Here is a 15,651-nt window from a genome sequence, read left to right as displayed (position 1 = left end):
CCTTTGTTGTCGGTCGTCATTGTGGGCCCTCAGCCCGGCGGCCATTCCTTCATTTTTCTTTTCTTTTTTTCGCGGGGGGGCCCCCCCCCCCCCCGAGCCCGGAATCCATTCTTCAACCGTCTCTGCGACCAGATGGATTCCGGGCTCGCGCTGCGCCCCGGAATGACAGCGGCGGGAACCCTGTCAGCGAGTTTGTACATAGCCGTTAACCGTTCCTAAAGATGTGGCCTAGCGGGCGTTAACCCGCGTGCTACACCTCTCGCACAGCGCATCGCCGTGGATCGCGCCCCAGCCCTGATCGAGTTTCATGAGCCATCCAGTGTCCTACGCCCCCGCACGCGCGCCGCTGCCCGATCACGAGCAGAAACAGGCCGCACTGAGCTATCTCAACGAGGCCTGGGCCGAAGCGCGCCATGATGGCGTCGACGGCGACTGCCTGGCGCAGGCGAGCCTGTTCGCGGCCCTTGCCGAGCTCGTCGGCACCTATGGCGAGGACGCGGTGGCGAAGTTCGTCGAAGGCTTTCCCGGCCGCATCCGCAACGGCGAATTCTCGATCGACATTTCCAGACAGTAAGTCTTTCTCCAGGCAGTAAGCCTTCGAAAACGCCCCCGCCACGCGGGCGGGGCCAGCTTCCGCTGCAAACGGAATACGCTCCCGAGCCCGTTACGGCTCGATCTTGAGTGTCGCTTTCATGTTGGGATGATAGCGGCAGTAATAATCGATCGTGCCCGCCTTCTTGAGAACCAACGTCCCTGATTTCTTCGCGGGCAGGTTGACGTCGAAATCGCCGTTCCTGGCCGTCGCGGTGTGGGCGAACACGTCCTTGTTGATCCATTCAATGGTGTCGCCGACCTTGGCCGAAGCGTCTTTCGGCGACACTTCGAGATTCTCCATCGTGATCTCTATGGTCGCAGCGTGCGCCGGGACGGCCAACGCCACGAGCAGGACCGCTGACACGATCGCAGACAATCGTCCCGGCATCATCGCCTCCCTATTTCAGCTCCGCCGCGACGTGCTCGGCGTGCTGCTGATGGCCCTGGAAGATTTTCAGGCCGGTCTGCAGCAGGCTCTTCAGTTCGGCATTGCTGGCGGACGGAATGAGCTGGGTTTCCAGCGCGCCATTGACGGTTTTGTGGTAGGCGACCTCGTTTGCGACATAGGCCTTGTCGAAGGCCGCACCGCTCAGCTTGTCCAGTTCGGCGAGCTTCTCGCTCGCCTGCTTCGACAGCGCCTTGCTGGTCTCGTTGTCTTCAGGCGTGACGTTCAGCTTCTTGACCAGCGCGAGCGCCTGCTTGTTGACGGCCTCATGGTCGCGCAGCATGTCCTCGGCAAACGCCTTGACGTCCTTGTTCTTGGCCTTCTTCTGCGCCTGCTTGGCAGCGTTGATGTCGATCACGCCCGCGGTGTAGGCGATATGGGCGATCTGCGGATCGGTCAGCTTGTCGGCTGCTCTGGCGCCTTGCAGCAGCGCGGGGCTCGACAACAAGACTGCAGCGGCGATCGCCGCGCTCCAACGAACGAACATGGTTTGACACTCCTGTGGTGCCGGACGCTTTGCCGGCGCGTTGCTTCACAGGCGTTGGATGGGACTATGGCGCGAACGTTCCCGAAAAACTTCAGCCGCCGATGCCGAGCCGCTTCAGCACTGACACGGTCAGCCGCTCGCAGCGCCACCCGGCGAACGGGAACGCATCCATCACCACCGGACCGATCTCCTTCTCGACGTTCTCGCGCAGCATGGTCCGCGCACGGTGCAGCCGCGTCTTCACGGTCTCGGGCTTGACGCCGAGCAGCTCGGCGGTCTCCTCGATGTTCATGCCTTCCATGACACGTGCGACGAAGACCATGCGGAAGACATCCGGTAGTTCATCGATGGCGCGCTCGACGACGCGCTGGATTTCACGTTGGGCCATGGTCCTTTCCGGATCGCCTGCGGAAGAAACGGGAAATTTGATGATCTGCGCCTCGAGCATCGCTTCGGGCACCGAGCCGAGCTCGACATGCGGCCTGGCGCTTCGCGCCCGGCCAAGCGCCTCGTTGATGGCGATGCGCGACAGCCAGGTCGACAGCCCGGACTCGCCGCGGAAGCCGTCGAGATGGGTGAAGGCGCGGACATAGGTTTCCTGAACGACATCCTCGGCTTCGCTGTCGCTGCGCAGAATTCCGCGCGCCAGACGATAGAGCCTGCGGTTGTTGGCCTGCATGATCTCGCGTAACGCGGCCTCGTCACGGCCCCGCGCCCGCTCGACCAGTTCGGCTTCCAGGGTCCGGATTTCCGATGTTTTGGCGCCGGCGGATAGGCCGGCTGCGGTCCGTGGCATGGCGGTCACCTGCTCGTTTTGGCTTCGTCCTGACATTGGATGCCGCCCCAAGGGAAAGGTTCCCAACTTTCTGGCCTCCCCTGGGGAGGGACCAGGGAATGTCCTAATCCGTCTCGATCGGGAGCGCCGGATTTCTCGCCCACTCGCCCATCGAGGCATCGTACAGCGTCAGCTTGTCGTAGCCGAGTTGCGTCAGCAGCAGCAGGTCGATCGTCGCCGAGATGCCGCCGCCACAATAGCAGATCACATTCTTGTCGCGGGTGACGCCTGCCGCAACGAATTTGGCTTCGGCGTCGGCGAGCGAGGTCAGGGTCTTATCGGCATTGACAAGCGTTGCCGCTGATACGTTGACGCTGCCGGGAACGCGGCCGGGCCGCCCGTAGCGGCTCGGCTCGAGGCCGCGATGAAATTGTGGACCGAGCGCGTTGACGATAACAGTCGCGGGATCGCCGAGTCGCGCCTGCACCGCATTCTTGTCGACGAAGAAGTCTGCGCGCGGCGCCGCCTTGAAGGTCGTGGCGGGATAACCCTTCGGTCCTCCTGATACGACCGGCCGACCCTCTTCCTTCCATTTGTCGAGGCCACCGTCGAGCACCCGCGCGTCGACGCCGAGCGAACGCAGCATCCACCAGAACCGCGTCGACCACATCATCGTGCCGATGCTGTAGAGCACGACGGACTTGGATGCATCGAGGCCATGGCGGCCGAAGGCGGCCTCCAGCTGGGCCACATCTGGCATCATGAAGTATTGCTGCGCGGAGGCGTCGGAGAACTCGCCTTGCAGGTCGAGAAAATCGGCGCCCGGGATGTGGCCCGCCTCGAACGTCTTGTCGCCGGGCACGGCGCGATAGGGCACGTCGCTGCCTGGCGGCACCGGCTCGTTGTAGGTCGTGCAGTCGTAGAGGCGCAGGTTGGGATCGCCGAGAATGGCGGCGAGTTGCTCGGTGGTGATGAGGGGGGTCGGTTGGGACATTCACTCCTCCCTCAGGGTCGTCCTGGCGAAAGCCAGGACCCATTACCACAGGATCAAGTTGTGGCACACACGTGTAGCCACCCATCTTCGCAGCAAAATGCAGTCGGGGTAATGGGTCCTGGCTTTCGCCAGGACGACACCGAGGATGCGGCACTTTTGTGCCGCCTAACGATAACCCCCTACGCCTTCAGCGTCTCCAGAAACCGCACCGGTTCGCCCTGCGCGGCCGTTACGAGCTCGCCCTGCCACATCACGCGGCGACCGCGGATGAAGGTGCCGACGGGCCAGCCGGTGACGCGCAACCCGTCGTAGGGAGTCCAGCCGGCCTTGGACGCGACCCATTTGTTGGTGATGGTCTCGCTGCGCTTGAGGTCGACGACGGTGAAATCCGCGTCATAGCCGGCGGCAATGCGGCCCTTGCGGGCCATGTTGTAGAGGCGCGCTGGGCCGGCGCTGGTGAGGTCGACGAAACGCGCCAGCGACAACCGACCCGCATTGACGTGATCGAGCATGAGCGGCACCAGCGTCTGCACGCCGGTCATGCCGGAGGGCGAGGCCGGATAGGTCTTCTGTTTCTCTTCAAGCGTATGCGGGGCGTGGTCCGAGCCGAGCACATCGATAATGCCCTGCTCGATGCCGCGCCAGATCCCGGCGCGGTGATCCGCGCCGCGCACCGGCGGGTTCATCTGCGCCAGCGTGCCGAGCCGCTCGTAGCATTCGGGCGCGACCAGCGTGAGATGATGCGGCGTTGCCTCGCACGACGCGACGTCCTTGTGGTCGCGCAAAAATTCGATCTCTTCCTTGGTCGAGATGTGCAGCACATGGATGCGCTTGCCGGTCTCGTGCGCGAGCTTCACCAGCCGCTGCGTCGCCATCAGCGCCGCGGTCTCGTCGCGCCACACCGGGTGCGAGCGCGTGTCGCCCTCGATGCGCAGCGGCTTGCGCTCATTGAGGCGGTATTCGTCTTCGGCGTGAAACGCGGCGCGGCGGCGGATCACCTGGAAGATGCGGCGCAGGCTCTCGTCGTCCTCCACCAGCAGCGCGCCGGTCGAGGAGCCGATGAAGACCTTGACGCCTGCGCAACCCGGCGCACGCTCCAGCACCGGCAGATCCTGCACGTTCTCGCGGGTACCGCCGATGAAGAAGGCGAAGTCGCAATGCATGCGGTGATGAGCGCGCTTCACCTTGTCGGTGAAGGTGGCCTCCGTCACGGTCAATGGCGCGGTGTTCGGCATCTCGAAGACGGCGGTGACGCCGCCCATCACGGCGCTGCGCGAGCCGGTCTCGAGGTCTTCCTTCTGCTCCAGCCCGGGCTCACGGAAATGCACCTGCGTGTCCATCACGCCGGGCAGGATGTGCAGGCCCTTGCAGTCGATCACCTCGGCGGCGGAAGCCTGCGACAGGGTACTGATCTCGGCAATGCGGCCGTTGACGACGCCGATATCGCGGGCTCCCTCGCCGTCCTGGTTGACGACAGTGCCGCCCTTGAGGATCAGGTCGAAACGCTGGGTCATGGCTGAAGGCCTCTCTCGTCCCCAAGCGCAGGGCTTGAGGTCTTGTCGTTTTTGCCTTGCGGGCTTACGTTCCGGAGCAACATGTCGCAAGAGATTTTCGTATGAAATCAGCGTTTCTTCCGGACCGGGGCGTGATCAAGGTCGCAGGCGAGGATGCGCGCAACTTCCTCAATGGCCTCGTCACGACCGATGTCGACAAGCTGAAGCCGGGCCTCGGCCGATTCGGCGCGCTGCTGACGCCGCAGGGCAAGATCATCGTGGATTTCCTGATCACGGAAGCGCCTGCCGGCCATGGCGGCGGGTTCCTGATCGATTGCCCGAAGCCGCTTGCCGACGGCCTCGCCACCAAGCTGAAATTCTACAAGCTGCGCGCCAAGGTCACGGTGGAAAACCTGTCCGAGGATATCGGCGTGCTCGCGGCCTGGGACGGCAAGCCCGCGGCTCAGCCCGATCTCGCCTTCGCCGATCCACGCAATGAAGACCTCGGCTATCGCATCCTGATCCCTGAAGACCTCAAACAGAAGCTGTCGGATCTGATCGGCGCCGAGCTCGGCGACGCCGCCGCTTACGAGGCCCACCGCATCGCGCTCGGCGTGCCGCGCGGCGGGCTCGATTTCACCTACAGCGATGCGTTCCCGCACGAGACCAACATGGACCGCCTTTCCGGCGTCGATTTCGACAAGGGCTGCTATGTCGGCCAGGAGGTCGTCTCGCGCATGCAGCATCGCGGCACCGCGCGCACCCGTAGCGTCAAAGTGCTGCTCGAGGACTCCTCGCCTGAGCCCGGCGTCAGCGTCATGGCCGGCGACAAGCCGGTCGGCACGATGGGCTCGTCGGCGCAGGGCAAGGGTATCGCGCTGGTGCGCATCGACCGCGTTGCCGATGCGCTCGATGCAGGACAGGCGCTGACTGCCGGTGGCCTCGCTGTGAGGCTTGCGGAACCAGACGTCGTGCGCATTCCAACCAAGCAACCCATCGCATGAGCCGTGCCCCTCGCCTGCATCCCGACGGAAAGACGCGTTGCCCCTGGCCCGGCGAAGATCCGCTCTACGTCGCCTATCACGACACCGAGTGGGGCGTGCCGGAATATGACGACCGCGCGCTCTATGAGAAGCTGATCCTCGACGGTTTCCAGGCCGGCCTGTCCTGGATCACGATCCTGCGCAAGCGCGACAATTTTCGCAAAGCCTTCGACGATTTCCAGCCGGAAAAGATCGCACGCTACAACGAGAAGAAAGTTCACGCGCTGATGAACGATGCCGGCATCGTGCGCAACAAGGCCAAGATCGACGGCGCGATATCAAGCGCGAAATCCTATCTCGACATCATGGAGAAGGGCCCCGGCTTCTCAAAATTCCTGTGGGACTTCATGGACGGAAGGCCCAAGGTCAATCATTTCAAGACCACCGCGAGCGTACCGGCCTCGACGCCGCTCTCCATGCAGATCTCCAAAGAGCTGTCTTCGCGCGGCTTCAAGTTCGTCGGCCCGACCATCGTCTATGCCTTCATGGAGGCGACCGGCATGGTCAACGATCATCTGGTCGACTGCCATTGTCACGCGAACTGCGGCAAGACGCAGCGCAAGCCACGCCTCAAGTCCAAATGACGGCCAGGAAGTCGTCACCCGATGTGGCGTCTCGTGCCTGGCAGCGAATGCTGTCGGGCCGGCGGCTCGATTTGCTCGATCCCTCCCCGCTCGATATCGAGATCGCCGACGTCGCGCACGGGCTGGCGCGTGTCGCCCGCTGGAACGGCCAGACCATTGGCGCGCACATCTTCTCGGTCGCGCAGCACACGCTGCTGGTCGAAACCGTGATGCGGCACGAGAACCCGCGCGTGGATCTGCGCATGCGGCTTGCCGCGCTGCTGCATGACGCGCCCGAATATGTGATCGGCGACATGATCTCGCCGTTCAAGGCCGTGCTCGACGGCCATTACAAGGCGGTCGAGAAGCGCCTGCTCGGCGCCATCCACATCCGCTTTGGCCTGCCGCCGATACTGCCGGACGAGATCACGCTGGCGATCAAGACCGCCGATCGCGGCGCGGCCTATCTGGAGGCGACGACGCTCGCCGGCTTCAGCGAGAGCGAGGCCAAGCGCCTGTTCGGCAAGGACCCCGGCCTGTCCGACAGCGTCCGGCGCGACTATCTCACCCCCTGGACTGCTGCCCGGGCCGAGAAACAGTTTCTGGAGCGGTTTGGCGTCGTGTTTGCGTGATCGTTGTCGTGGGTTAAAGTCCTGCAGGGCGGGCAATTGGGCCCTTGCGCCGCCCCCACTGATTTTGCGCAATCAGACGAAAGTGGTGGGTACGCTTCGCTTTGCCCACCCCGCCAACGCTCGCTATAATCTGCGGAAAAAGGTCCGCCATGATCCACGTCTGCTCCCTCGCCGCACTTCCCGAAACCGTCCGCCTTACCAAGGCCAGCCACGTGCTGACCGTGATGGCCAATGTCGAGCAGGTGGCGCGGCCGGTGTCGGTACTGCCGGCCAACCATCTCAAGGTGTCGATGGACGACATCACCGAGGAGATGGACGGCTTCGTCGCGCCATCGGAAGCGCATATCGAGCAGGTGCTGAACTTCGTGCGCAGCTGGGACCGCGACGCGCCGCTGGTGGTGCATTGCTATGCCGGCATCAGCCGCTCCACCGCGAGCGCCTTCGCCGCCGTGTGTGCACTCAATCCGGATCGCGACGAAACCGAGATCGCGAAGAAGATCCGCGCGGCTTCCCCGATCGCCTCGCCGAACCGCCGCATCGTCGGCCTTGCCGACCGTGCCCTGGGGCGCAACGGCCGCATGCTGCGCGCGCTCGACGAGATGGGCCCGGGCGCGATGATGGTCGAGGGCCGCCCCTTCGTGATCGAGCTCGAATGACAGTTGCGCACCACAGCACAGGTGCGCTCCCTCTCCCGCCTGCGGGAGAGGGGTGGGGAGAGGGTATCTCCGCATCGGGACAGTCCCCTAGAGGAGAAAGCCCTCACCCGGCGCTGCGCGCCGACCTCTCCCGCAAGCGGGAGAGGTTACAGCGAGCCCGCGGCGAGACCGGCTCAATCAACTGGAATACGTATCTGATCACTCACGCGATCTCATCCGCATGAGCGAAAAGCTGCTGACGCCGATCGAGATCGGCCTGACTGCCGCGATCGTCGCGATCGAGAATCATGAGCCGCTGATCCTCACCGCGGGCGACAGTGACGAACTGGCGGGCCTGCCGTTCGGCCCGTTCGATGCGCCGAGCCATCGCACTTTCGAGATCGGCCTGCGGGCCTGGGTCGAGGAACAGACGGGCCTGCGGCTCGGCTATGTCGAACAGCTCTACACGTTCGGCGATCGCGGCCGGCATGCCGAGGCCGGCGACACCGGCGCGCACATGGTGTCGATCGGCTATCTCGCACTGACGCGCGCCATCGGCGGCGAACTGGCAGCCACGAGTGCGAGCTTCGCGCCGTGGTATCGCTTCCTGCCTTGGGAGGACTGGCGCGAGGGCCCGCCCGCGATCATCGCGGACAATATCATCCCGGCATTGACCGAGTGGGCCGAAGGGGAGACGCCGGAGACGACGCGCGCATTGCCGCGGAGGGATCGGGTGCGGTTCTATTTCGGTCTCGACGGCGCATCATGGGACGAGGAGCGCGTGCTCGACCGCTACGAGCTCCTGTACGAGGCCGGGCTGGTCGAGGAAGCGCGGCGCGACGGCCGCCCTGCGGCATTAGCGCGCAAGGCCCTGTCCGCGCTCGGCACATCCATGCGCTTCGACCACCGCCGGATTCTTGCGACAGCGATCGCGCGACTGCGTGCCAAACTGAAGTATCGTCCTGTGGTCTTTGAACTTTTGCCCGCCGAGTTCACACTTACCGAATTGCAGTATACGGTGGAGGCGATCTCCGGCCGACACCTGCACAAACAAAATTTCCGCCGCCTGGTCGAAATGGAAGCCCTGGTCGAACCGACCGGGGTGATGTCGACACAGACGGGCGGACGTCCGGCGGCGCTCTACCGCTTCCGTCGCGACGTGCTCCAGGAGCGGCCCGCGCCGGGCTTGCGCGTACGCTCCCGGCGCTAACCCGAGATATGCGCGATCGGCCCCTGCCCGCCGATTGCCTGGAGGCTTTATGTCTGACGGCCCGTTCGACGTCTTCGCGCTGATCATTGCGGTCATCGCTTTCATCATCGCGATCAAGGCCTCCAGCCAGACGGCTGAGCTGCGACGACGGCTGAGCTCGCTCGAAGCGACATTCCACGCGCAACGGCCCGTGCAGCCGCCGCGGATCCCGGCAGATGTGTGGGCTGAAGCGTCCGCGACGACTTCCGCAGCGCCGCCGCCGCTTGTGCCCCAAGCCGAAGCGGCAGCCGACGCGCCGCCCCCGATCGTCACCGAGGATGCTTCACCGCTTCCGCTCGAAGCGAGCACCGAGGCCAACGCGCCGCCCCCGCTGCCCGCCCCCGCGCCCGGCTTCGAGGAACGGCTCGGCACGCGTTGGGTGGTCTGGATCGGCGGCTTGGCGCTCGCGCTCGGCGGCTTCTTCATGGTGCGCTATTCGATCGAGGCCGGCCTCGTCGGCCCCGGCGTGCGCGTGTTCCTTGGCGGCGTATTCGCGCTTGCGCTGCTTGGCGCCGGCGAATGGTCGCGGCGCAAGGAGAGCATCTCCACCATCGCCGCGCTGCCGATCGCCAACATTCCCGCGATCCTCACCGCGGCCGGCACGGCGGTGGCGTTTGCGACCATCTACGCGGCATACGCGCTCTATGGCTTCCTCATGCCCGCGACCGCCTTCGTGCTGCTCGGCCTCGTCGCGCTCGGCACGCTGGCTGCGGCGCTCTTGCACGGGCCCGCGCTCGCGGGCCTCGGCGTGGTCGGCGCGTTCGTGACGCCGCTCCTCGTCTCCAGCGGCAAGCCGGACTATTGGGCGCTCTACATCTATCTCGCCATCGTCACCGCCGCGAGCTTCAGCCTCGCCCGTATCCGGTTGTGGCGCTGGCTTGCGGTCACCACGATCGCCTTCGCCCTGCTCTGGATCTTTCCGGGTCTCGATACCAGCGACTTGCAGGTCGCGCCGCACGCTTTCCATGTGATCGCAGGCTTCGTTCTTGCCGCTCTTCTCGTCGTCTGCGGCTTCATGTTCGGCCCGACGATCGAAGACGGTGAGATCGAGCCGGTCTCGTCGGGCTCGCTCGGTGCCTATCTGTTCGGCGCGATGCTGATCGTGCTGTCGAGCGCGCACGCGGACCTGGCGCTGATCGCCTTCACGCTGCTCGTCGGCGCGACGCTGCTTGTCGCCTGGCGCACGCCGGCGGCCACCGGCGCGCTCGGCGCAGCCGCCGCAACCGTCTTCGTCGTGTTCGCCGAATGGGCGGTGCGCGCCAATCCCGACATGCTGGTGCTGCCGGGCGGTCCCATGGCGGGCATCGCACCGACGGCGATCGATAGCGCGGTGACGCTGCATCTGGTGATGGCGGCGATCTTCGCCGCCGGCTTCGGCATCGCGGGCTTCCTCGCGCAGGGCCGTTCGAACTCGGCGATCATTCCGGTGGTGTGGTCGGTCGCGGGTGTCGCGACGCCGATCGCGATCCTGGTCGCGCTCTACGCACGCATCGCGCATCTCGACCGCTCGATCCCTTTCGCCATCCTCGCGGTGCTGCTCGCCGCCGCCTTCGGCGCTGCCACCGAGGCGCTTGCGCGCCGCGAGACCCGGCCGGGCGCCATGATCTCCACGGCCTTGTTCGCGACCGGCACGCTCGGTGCGCTGGCGCTGGCGCTGACATTTGCGCTGGAGAAGGGCTGGCTCACGATCGCACTGGCGCTGATGTCGCTCGGCACCGCCTGGATCTCGATGCAGCGGCCGATCCCGTTCCTGCGCTGGCTGGCCGCGATCTTCGCAGGCCTCGTCACCGCTCGGATCGGCTATGATCCGCGCATCGTCGGCGACGCCGTCGGAACCACGCCGATCTTCAACTGGCTGTTGTGGGGCTACGGCCTGCCGGCGGCATCGTTCTGGACGGCGAGCCTGTTCCTGCGCCGCCGCGCCGACGACGCCCCGCTGCGCATGGTCGAAAGCGCCGCGATCCTGTTCACCGCGCTGCTCGCCTTCATGGAGATCCGGCACTTTGCGACCGGCGGCGACGTGACGTCGGCACCGTCGCTGCTCGAATGCGCGCTGCAGGTCTGCGTCATGCTCGCCATGGCGATCGGGCTGGAGCGCCTGCGGCTGCGCAGCCGCAGCGTCGTGCACAATGTCGGCGCGGTCGTGCTCACGGTGATCGCCGGGCTCGTCGGCGTGTTCGGCCTCCTGATCCTGGAGAACCCGCTGCTGTGGCGCACCGACGTCGGCGGCGCCGTGTTCAACCTGCTGCTGCTCGGCTACGCGCTGCCGGCGGTGCTGATGCTGCTGCTGTCCTATGCCGTGGCTGGCGAACGCGGCAAGGCCTACGCCAACACGATTGCGGGGGGTGCACTGCTGTTCGCGCTGACCTATGTCACGCTGGAGATCCGCCGCTTCTATCACGGCCCGATCCTCTCCGCCGGGGCGACGACGGGCGCCGAGCAATATACCTATTCGATCGGCTGGCTCGGCTTCGGCGTGGTGCTGCTCGGCGTCGGCATTCTCGTCAATTCCGAGCGGGCGCGGCTGGCGTCGGCCGTCGTGATCGCGTTGACGATCCTGAAGGCCTTCGTCATCGACATGTCGACGCTGACGGGCGTCTACCGCGCGCTGTCGTTCATGTGCCTCGGCATCGTGCTGGTCGCGATCGGCTGGCTCTACCAGCGTATCCTGTTCCGGCGGCAGGTCGCACCGCCGCCGGCTCCGCAGACGAGCATGTGAGGATCAGGCCGCGCGAACCGATTCCAGGAATTGCGCGACCTCGACCTTGAGACGGGTGCTGTCCGTCGCCAGCGATTTCGCCGCCGACAGCACCTCGGTGGAAGCCTCGCCGGTCTCGATCGCGCCGCGCTGCACGTTGGTGATGTTCGAGGAGACTTCCTGCGTGCCGACCGAGGCCTGCTGCACGTTACGCGAGATTTCCTGCGTGGCCGCGCCCTGCTCCTCGACGGCGGCGGCGATGGCCGCAGCCACCTCGGACAGCCGCTCGATGGTGCCGCCGATCTCCTGGATGGCACTGACCGATTCCTGCGTCGCTGCCTGGATGCCCGAGACCTGCGCCCCGATCTCACCGGTCGCTTTCGCGGTCTGCTCCGCCAGCGCCTTGACCTCGGAGGCGACGACCGCGAAGCCGCGGCCCGCTTCACCGGCACGCGCGGCCTCGATGGTCGCGTTCAGCGCCAGCAGATTGGTCTGGCCTGCGATGGTGTTGATGAGCTCGACGACGTCGCCGATGCGGGACGCCGCCTGCGACAGCGCGTTGACGCGGTCGTTGGTCCGGCTCGCCTGCTCGACGGCCTCCGCCGCCATCCGCGCTGAATCCTGCACGCGGCGGCTGATCTCGGTGATGGAGGACGACAGCTCCTCCGAAGCCGATGCCACCGCCTGGACGTTGGTCGAGGCTTCCTCGGAGGCGGCTGCGACGACGGTCGCGAGTTCCTGTCCGCGCTGCGCGGTGTTGGTCAGCGTCGAGGCGGAGGCCTCGAGCTCGGTCGAGGCCGAGGAGACGGTCCCGACCACCTCGCCGATCATGGCTTCGAACTTGCGGGTGATGGCGTCGACGCGGCGGCCGCGTTCGATCTTGGCTTCGGCGTCGCGCGCAGCGGCCTCGTCGGCGGCCTTCTTGGCAATCAGCGCCTCTTTGAATATCTGCAGCGCATCCGCCATCGAGCCGATCTCGGTCTTCTCGCCGCGATGCGGCACCTCGGCCGAAAGGTCGCCCTCGCCGAGCGACTGCATCGGGCGGATGATCGAGGCAATGCCGCGAGAAACGTCGCGCACGAGATAGTAGGCGGCGCCGATCGCGATCACGACCGAGAGCACGATGATGCCGACCAGCACGCGGAAGATCATGGCGTAGCTGTCGGCGGCCTGCTTGGTCTCCAGCTCGGCGCCGCGATTGTTCATCTCGATGCCCTTCTGAAGCAGCGGGTCGGCGGCCTGGGCCATCTTCGCGACCTTGGTCTGCAACAGCTCGTTGGCGTCGGCCGGGAAACGCCCAACGCCCTTGCGCGACAGCGCCATCACGTCCTGCACGCCGTTCAGATACTCGGCCCATGCCGCGCTCCATTGCCCGTAGAGCGAGCGCTCCTCGGCGGAGGTGATCAGCGGCTCGTAGACCTTGCGGGTCTGGTCGATGCGCGCGCGCAGCGAGGCCAAGCGCTTCTCGGCGGCGTCCTTGCCCTCGATGGTGTCCTGCATCAGATGCAGACGGAGCGCGACGCGCAGCTCGTTGATGTCGGCGCGAAGCGAGCCGAGCGCGCGCACGCTGGGCAGCCAGCTCTCCGCAATCTCGACCGTATGGGAATTGATGTTCTGCATGGTGCCGATCGCCGTCACGCCGACACCGGCGAGCGAAAGAACGAGGACCGACAGCACGGCCAGAAGCTTGAAGACGATCGACAATTTCGACATCACGACAAATCCCGATGTTACCTGACAACGCGCAAATCACTTGCGCCGTGATCGCCACGACGGTGGCGAGACGGATGTCAGTTCAACAATGCTGGCTGGTTCTTATCCCGTGAGATTGCACACATAGTCGCAAGCAGGCGTTAACAGGGACCTACGTAAAATTACGGGACACTTCCGACAGTCGTGATTTCTCATGCAACCATCTGTTGCAGCTCACGGCCACCTCATGCTGCCACGCGCACCCTGCCCGCTTGCACCGCAACATGCGACCGACGCGGCGGCTGTCACGCCGCCCGTACCGATTCCAAGAAGCGCGCGACCTCGCTCTTCAGCCGGTGGCTCTCCTGCGAGAGCGATTGTGCTGCCGAATGCACCTGCGCCGAGGCAGCCCCGGTTTCGCCTGCGCCGCGCTGGACGTGGCCGATATTCGCCGAGACTTCGGAGGTGCCATTCGCGGCGTGCTGGATGTTGCGGGAGATCTCCTGCGTGGCCGCGCCTTGCTCCTCGACCGCGGCGGCGATGGTCGACGAGATCTCCGACATTCGCGCGATGGTGTCGCCGATCTCCTTGATCGCACCGGCTGAGTCTTGCGTTGCGTTTTGGATCGCACCGATGTGCTGGCTGATCTCGCCGGTCGCTTTCGCGGTCTGCTCGGCGAGCGCCTTCACTTCGGTCGCGACCACGGCAAAACCCTTGCCGGCTTCGCCCGCCCGCGCCGCTTCGATCGTCGCGTTGAGCGCCAGCAGATTGGTCTGGCTGGCGATGGTGTTGATCAGCTCGACCACGTCGCCAATGCGGGAAGCGGCCTTGGTCAGCTCGGCGACACGCGCATTGGTGCGCTGGGCCTGCTCGACGGCGACATCGGCGACACGCGCCGATTCCTGCACCTGACGGCTGATCTCGGAGATCGAGGAGGTCATTTCCTCGCTGGCTGAAGACACCGACTGCACGTTCGCGGAGGCCTCTTCGGAGGCCGCCGCCACGACGGTGGCAAGCCCGTTGCCGCGCTCTGCGGTCTGCGTCAGCGTGTTCGAGGACGCCTCGAGCTCGGTTGCCGCCGACGAAACAGTTTCGATGATCTCGCCGACGGCGCCTTCGAAATTATCGGCGAGCCGGTGCATGTCGGCCTTGCGCTGCTGGCGCCCGCGCGCCTCGGCTTCGATCTGCTCGGTGCGCAGCCGCTCGGCTTCCGCCATATTTGTCCTGAACACCTCGACGGCACCGGCCATCTCGCCGATCTCGTCCCTGCGCCCGATGCCGGGAACGGAAATCGAAAGCTCGCCGCGCGCAAGCCGCGTCATCGCCCCGACCATGCCGGCAAGCGCCTTCGAAATCGAGCGCCCCAGAAGGAAGCCAACCGCGGCGAGGACGACGACGGTGACGCCAAAGGCGACGGCCATCCACAGACGCACGGAATCGCGGGTCGCGGCCTCTGCAGCTTCGGCCTTCCTGTAGAGGTCTTCGACTGTGTTGCGCACCTCGATCATGCCCGGTTCCAACCCACGGAATGTTTTCATCATACTGGCGTCGAGGGCCGCAGTTTGCTGCGCGGTCTCCACCCAGGCCGCGAACTCGGACTGGTACTTCTGCAGCTTGGCCGTGATGTCATTCATCACGGCCGTCGGGACTGCGACGACCTCGATCGCCTTGGAGAATTCGGCTGCGGCCTTCTTCATCTCGACAGTGTATTTTTGGTCGCGCCGCAGCATGAAGTCCTTCTCGTGCCGCCGCATCATCAGCATCCAGCTCGTGCTCCTGGGATCGTCGATCTCCTTGAGCTTGGCTTCGATGTCGTGCACCGCGGCGCGGAGCGAGCCGGACAGGCCCAGCGTCTCGTTCAGGCCGAGCCGGGTCTCCGCGGCCACCAATTTGCCGAAGTCCGAGGCGTATCGCTTGAAGTCGTCCTGGGCCTGCTTCATCCGGTCGGACAGCGCGGTCATGCCGCCGGCCGCCATCAGACGCTCTATCTCTTCGAAATCGCGGTTGATCGGCCCGATCAACTCCGCGTGGGCCTTGGCGTAGCTCTCGTTGCGGCGCTGCTGAAAATTCTTCTCGTTGCGGCGCGCCTCCAGCATCTCGATCGAGAGCTGCTTGTCGAGATCCGCAATCGCACGAGCCCGGTTGGCAACGTCGCGGGAGGCGTCCTGGGAGAAACTGCCGATCTCATAGATCGCGCCGAAGGCGACGAGACCCAACAATCCGAACAGTCCGATCGCCATGACCTTATGGGTGAGGCGAATGGAAGGGCCACTCATGGGATGTGCTCCAATAAAATCGATACGCAATACAAGGAGGGCGATTCGGCACCCGGAATATTGCGGAGATCATGA

General features: G+C 65.3%; 14 protein-coding genes. 7 read left to right on the top strand and 7 right to left on the bottom strand.

The genetic code is table 11. The features are described from left to right. The first annotated feature begins 307 nt into the window (after positions 1-307). Positions 308-574, top strand: a complete 267-nt coding sequence (locus tag AC0L21_RS33485; RefSeq protein WP_275171645.1) for a hypothetical protein — start codon at positions 308-310, stop codon at positions 572-574. A gap of 90 nt (positions 575-664) precedes the next feature. On the opposite strand, the gene AC0L21_RS33480 is transcribed toward AC0L21_RS33485, so the two are convergent. From AC0L21_RS33480 to AC0L21_RS33460, 5 genes are all read right to left on the bottom strand, one after another. Beyond that, positions 665-982: a cupredoxin domain-containing protein gene (locus tag AC0L21_RS33480; RefSeq protein ID WP_473265923.1), complete on the bottom strand. Its 318-nt coding sequence runs from the start codon at positions 980-982 to the stop codon at positions 665-667. A 10-nt stretch (positions 983-992) separates the two neighbouring features. Continuing rightward, a complete protein-coding gene (locus AC0L21_RS33475; RefSeq protein WP_473265922.1) occupies positions 993-1,526 on the bottom strand; it encodes a DUF4142 domain-containing protein in 534 nt (177 codons plus the stop codon). A gap of 91 nt (positions 1,527-1,617) precedes the next feature. Beyond that, the gene (locus AC0L21_RS33470) at positions 1,618-2,322 is read right to left on the bottom strand and encodes an RNA polymerase sigma factor (RefSeq protein ID WP_247291139.1); all 705 of its coding nucleotides are present in this window, start codon (positions 2,320-2,322) and stop codon (positions 1,618-1,620) included. 103 nt (positions 2,323-2,425) lie between these two features. Further along, positions 2,426-3,295: a sulfurtransferase gene (locus tag AC0L21_RS33465; protein WP_473265921.1), complete on the bottom strand. Its 870-nt coding sequence runs from the start codon at positions 3,293-3,295 to the stop codon at positions 2,426-2,428. Between the two features lie 179 nt (positions 3,296-3,474). After that, positions 3,475-4,809 (bottom strand): dihydroorotase, encoded by a 1,335-nt coding sequence (locus AC0L21_RS33460; RefSeq protein WP_473265920.1) that lies wholly within the window; start codon positions 4,807-4,809, stop codon positions 3,475-3,477. Between the two features lie 101 nt (positions 4,810-4,910). Here AC0L21_RS33460 and ygfZ point away from each other — a divergent pair, with 101 nt between their 5' ends. From ygfZ to AC0L21_RS33430, 6 genes are all read left to right on the top strand, one after another. Further along, the gene (gene ygfZ, locus AC0L21_RS33455) at positions 4,911-5,792 is read left to right on the top strand and encodes a CAF17-like 4Fe-4S cluster assembly/insertion protein YgfZ (protein WP_473265919.1); all 882 of its coding nucleotides are present in this window, start codon (positions 4,911-4,913) and stop codon (positions 5,790-5,792) included. Then, entirely contained in the window at positions 5,789-6,415 is a 627-nt protein-coding gene (locus AC0L21_RS33450; RefSeq protein ID WP_473265918.1) for a DNA-3-methyladenine glycosylase I, read from the top strand. The genes ygfZ and AC0L21_RS33450 overlap by 4 nt, the downstream gene beginning before the upstream one ends. Further along, entirely contained in the window at positions 6,412-7,026 is a 615-nt protein-coding gene (locus AC0L21_RS33445) for a YfbR-like 5'-deoxynucleotidase (RefSeq protein ID WP_473265917.1), read from the top strand. Before AC0L21_RS33450 ends, AC0L21_RS33445 begins: the two co-directional genes overlap by 4 nt. 149 nt (positions 7,027-7,175) lie before the next feature. Then, positions 7,176-7,682: a tyrosine phosphatase family protein gene (locus AC0L21_RS33440; RefSeq protein WP_473265916.1), complete on the top strand. Its 507-nt coding sequence runs from the start codon at positions 7,176-7,178 to the stop codon at positions 7,680-7,682. Positions 7,683-7,902: 220 nt separating this feature from the next. After that, positions 7,903-8,871 carry an NUDIX hydrolase gene (locus AC0L21_RS33435; RefSeq protein WP_473265915.1) on the top strand — a complete coding sequence of 323 codons (969 nt, stop codon included), beginning with the start codon at positions 7,903-7,905 and terminating at the stop codon, positions 8,869-8,871. Between the two features lie 49 nt (positions 8,872-8,920). Then, positions 8,921-11,629: a DUF2339 domain-containing protein gene (locus AC0L21_RS33430; protein ID WP_473265914.1), complete on the top strand. Its 2,709-nt coding sequence runs from the start codon at positions 8,921-8,923 to the stop codon at positions 11,627-11,629. Between the two features lie 3 nt (positions 11,630-11,632). On the opposite strand, the gene AC0L21_RS33425 is transcribed toward AC0L21_RS33430, so the two are convergent. Further along, positions 11,633-13,321: a methyl-accepting chemotaxis protein gene (locus AC0L21_RS33425; RefSeq protein ID WP_473265913.1), complete on the bottom strand. Its 1,689-nt coding sequence runs from the start codon at positions 13,319-13,321 to the stop codon at positions 11,633-11,635. Between the two features lie 284 nt (positions 13,322-13,605). Further along, on the bottom strand, positions 13,606-15,576 hold the full coding sequence (locus AC0L21_RS33420; protein ID WP_473265912.1) for a methyl-accepting chemotaxis protein: 1,971 nt from the start codon (positions 15,574-15,576) through the stop codon (positions 13,606-13,608). Positions 15,577-15,651 lie beyond the last annotated feature (75 nt).

It is taken from the genome of Bradyrhizobium sp. WSM4873, assembly GCF_055811355.1.
Note: the sequence above shows the minus strand (reverse complement) of the source record. Positions and strands in the feature narration are given on the sequence as shown.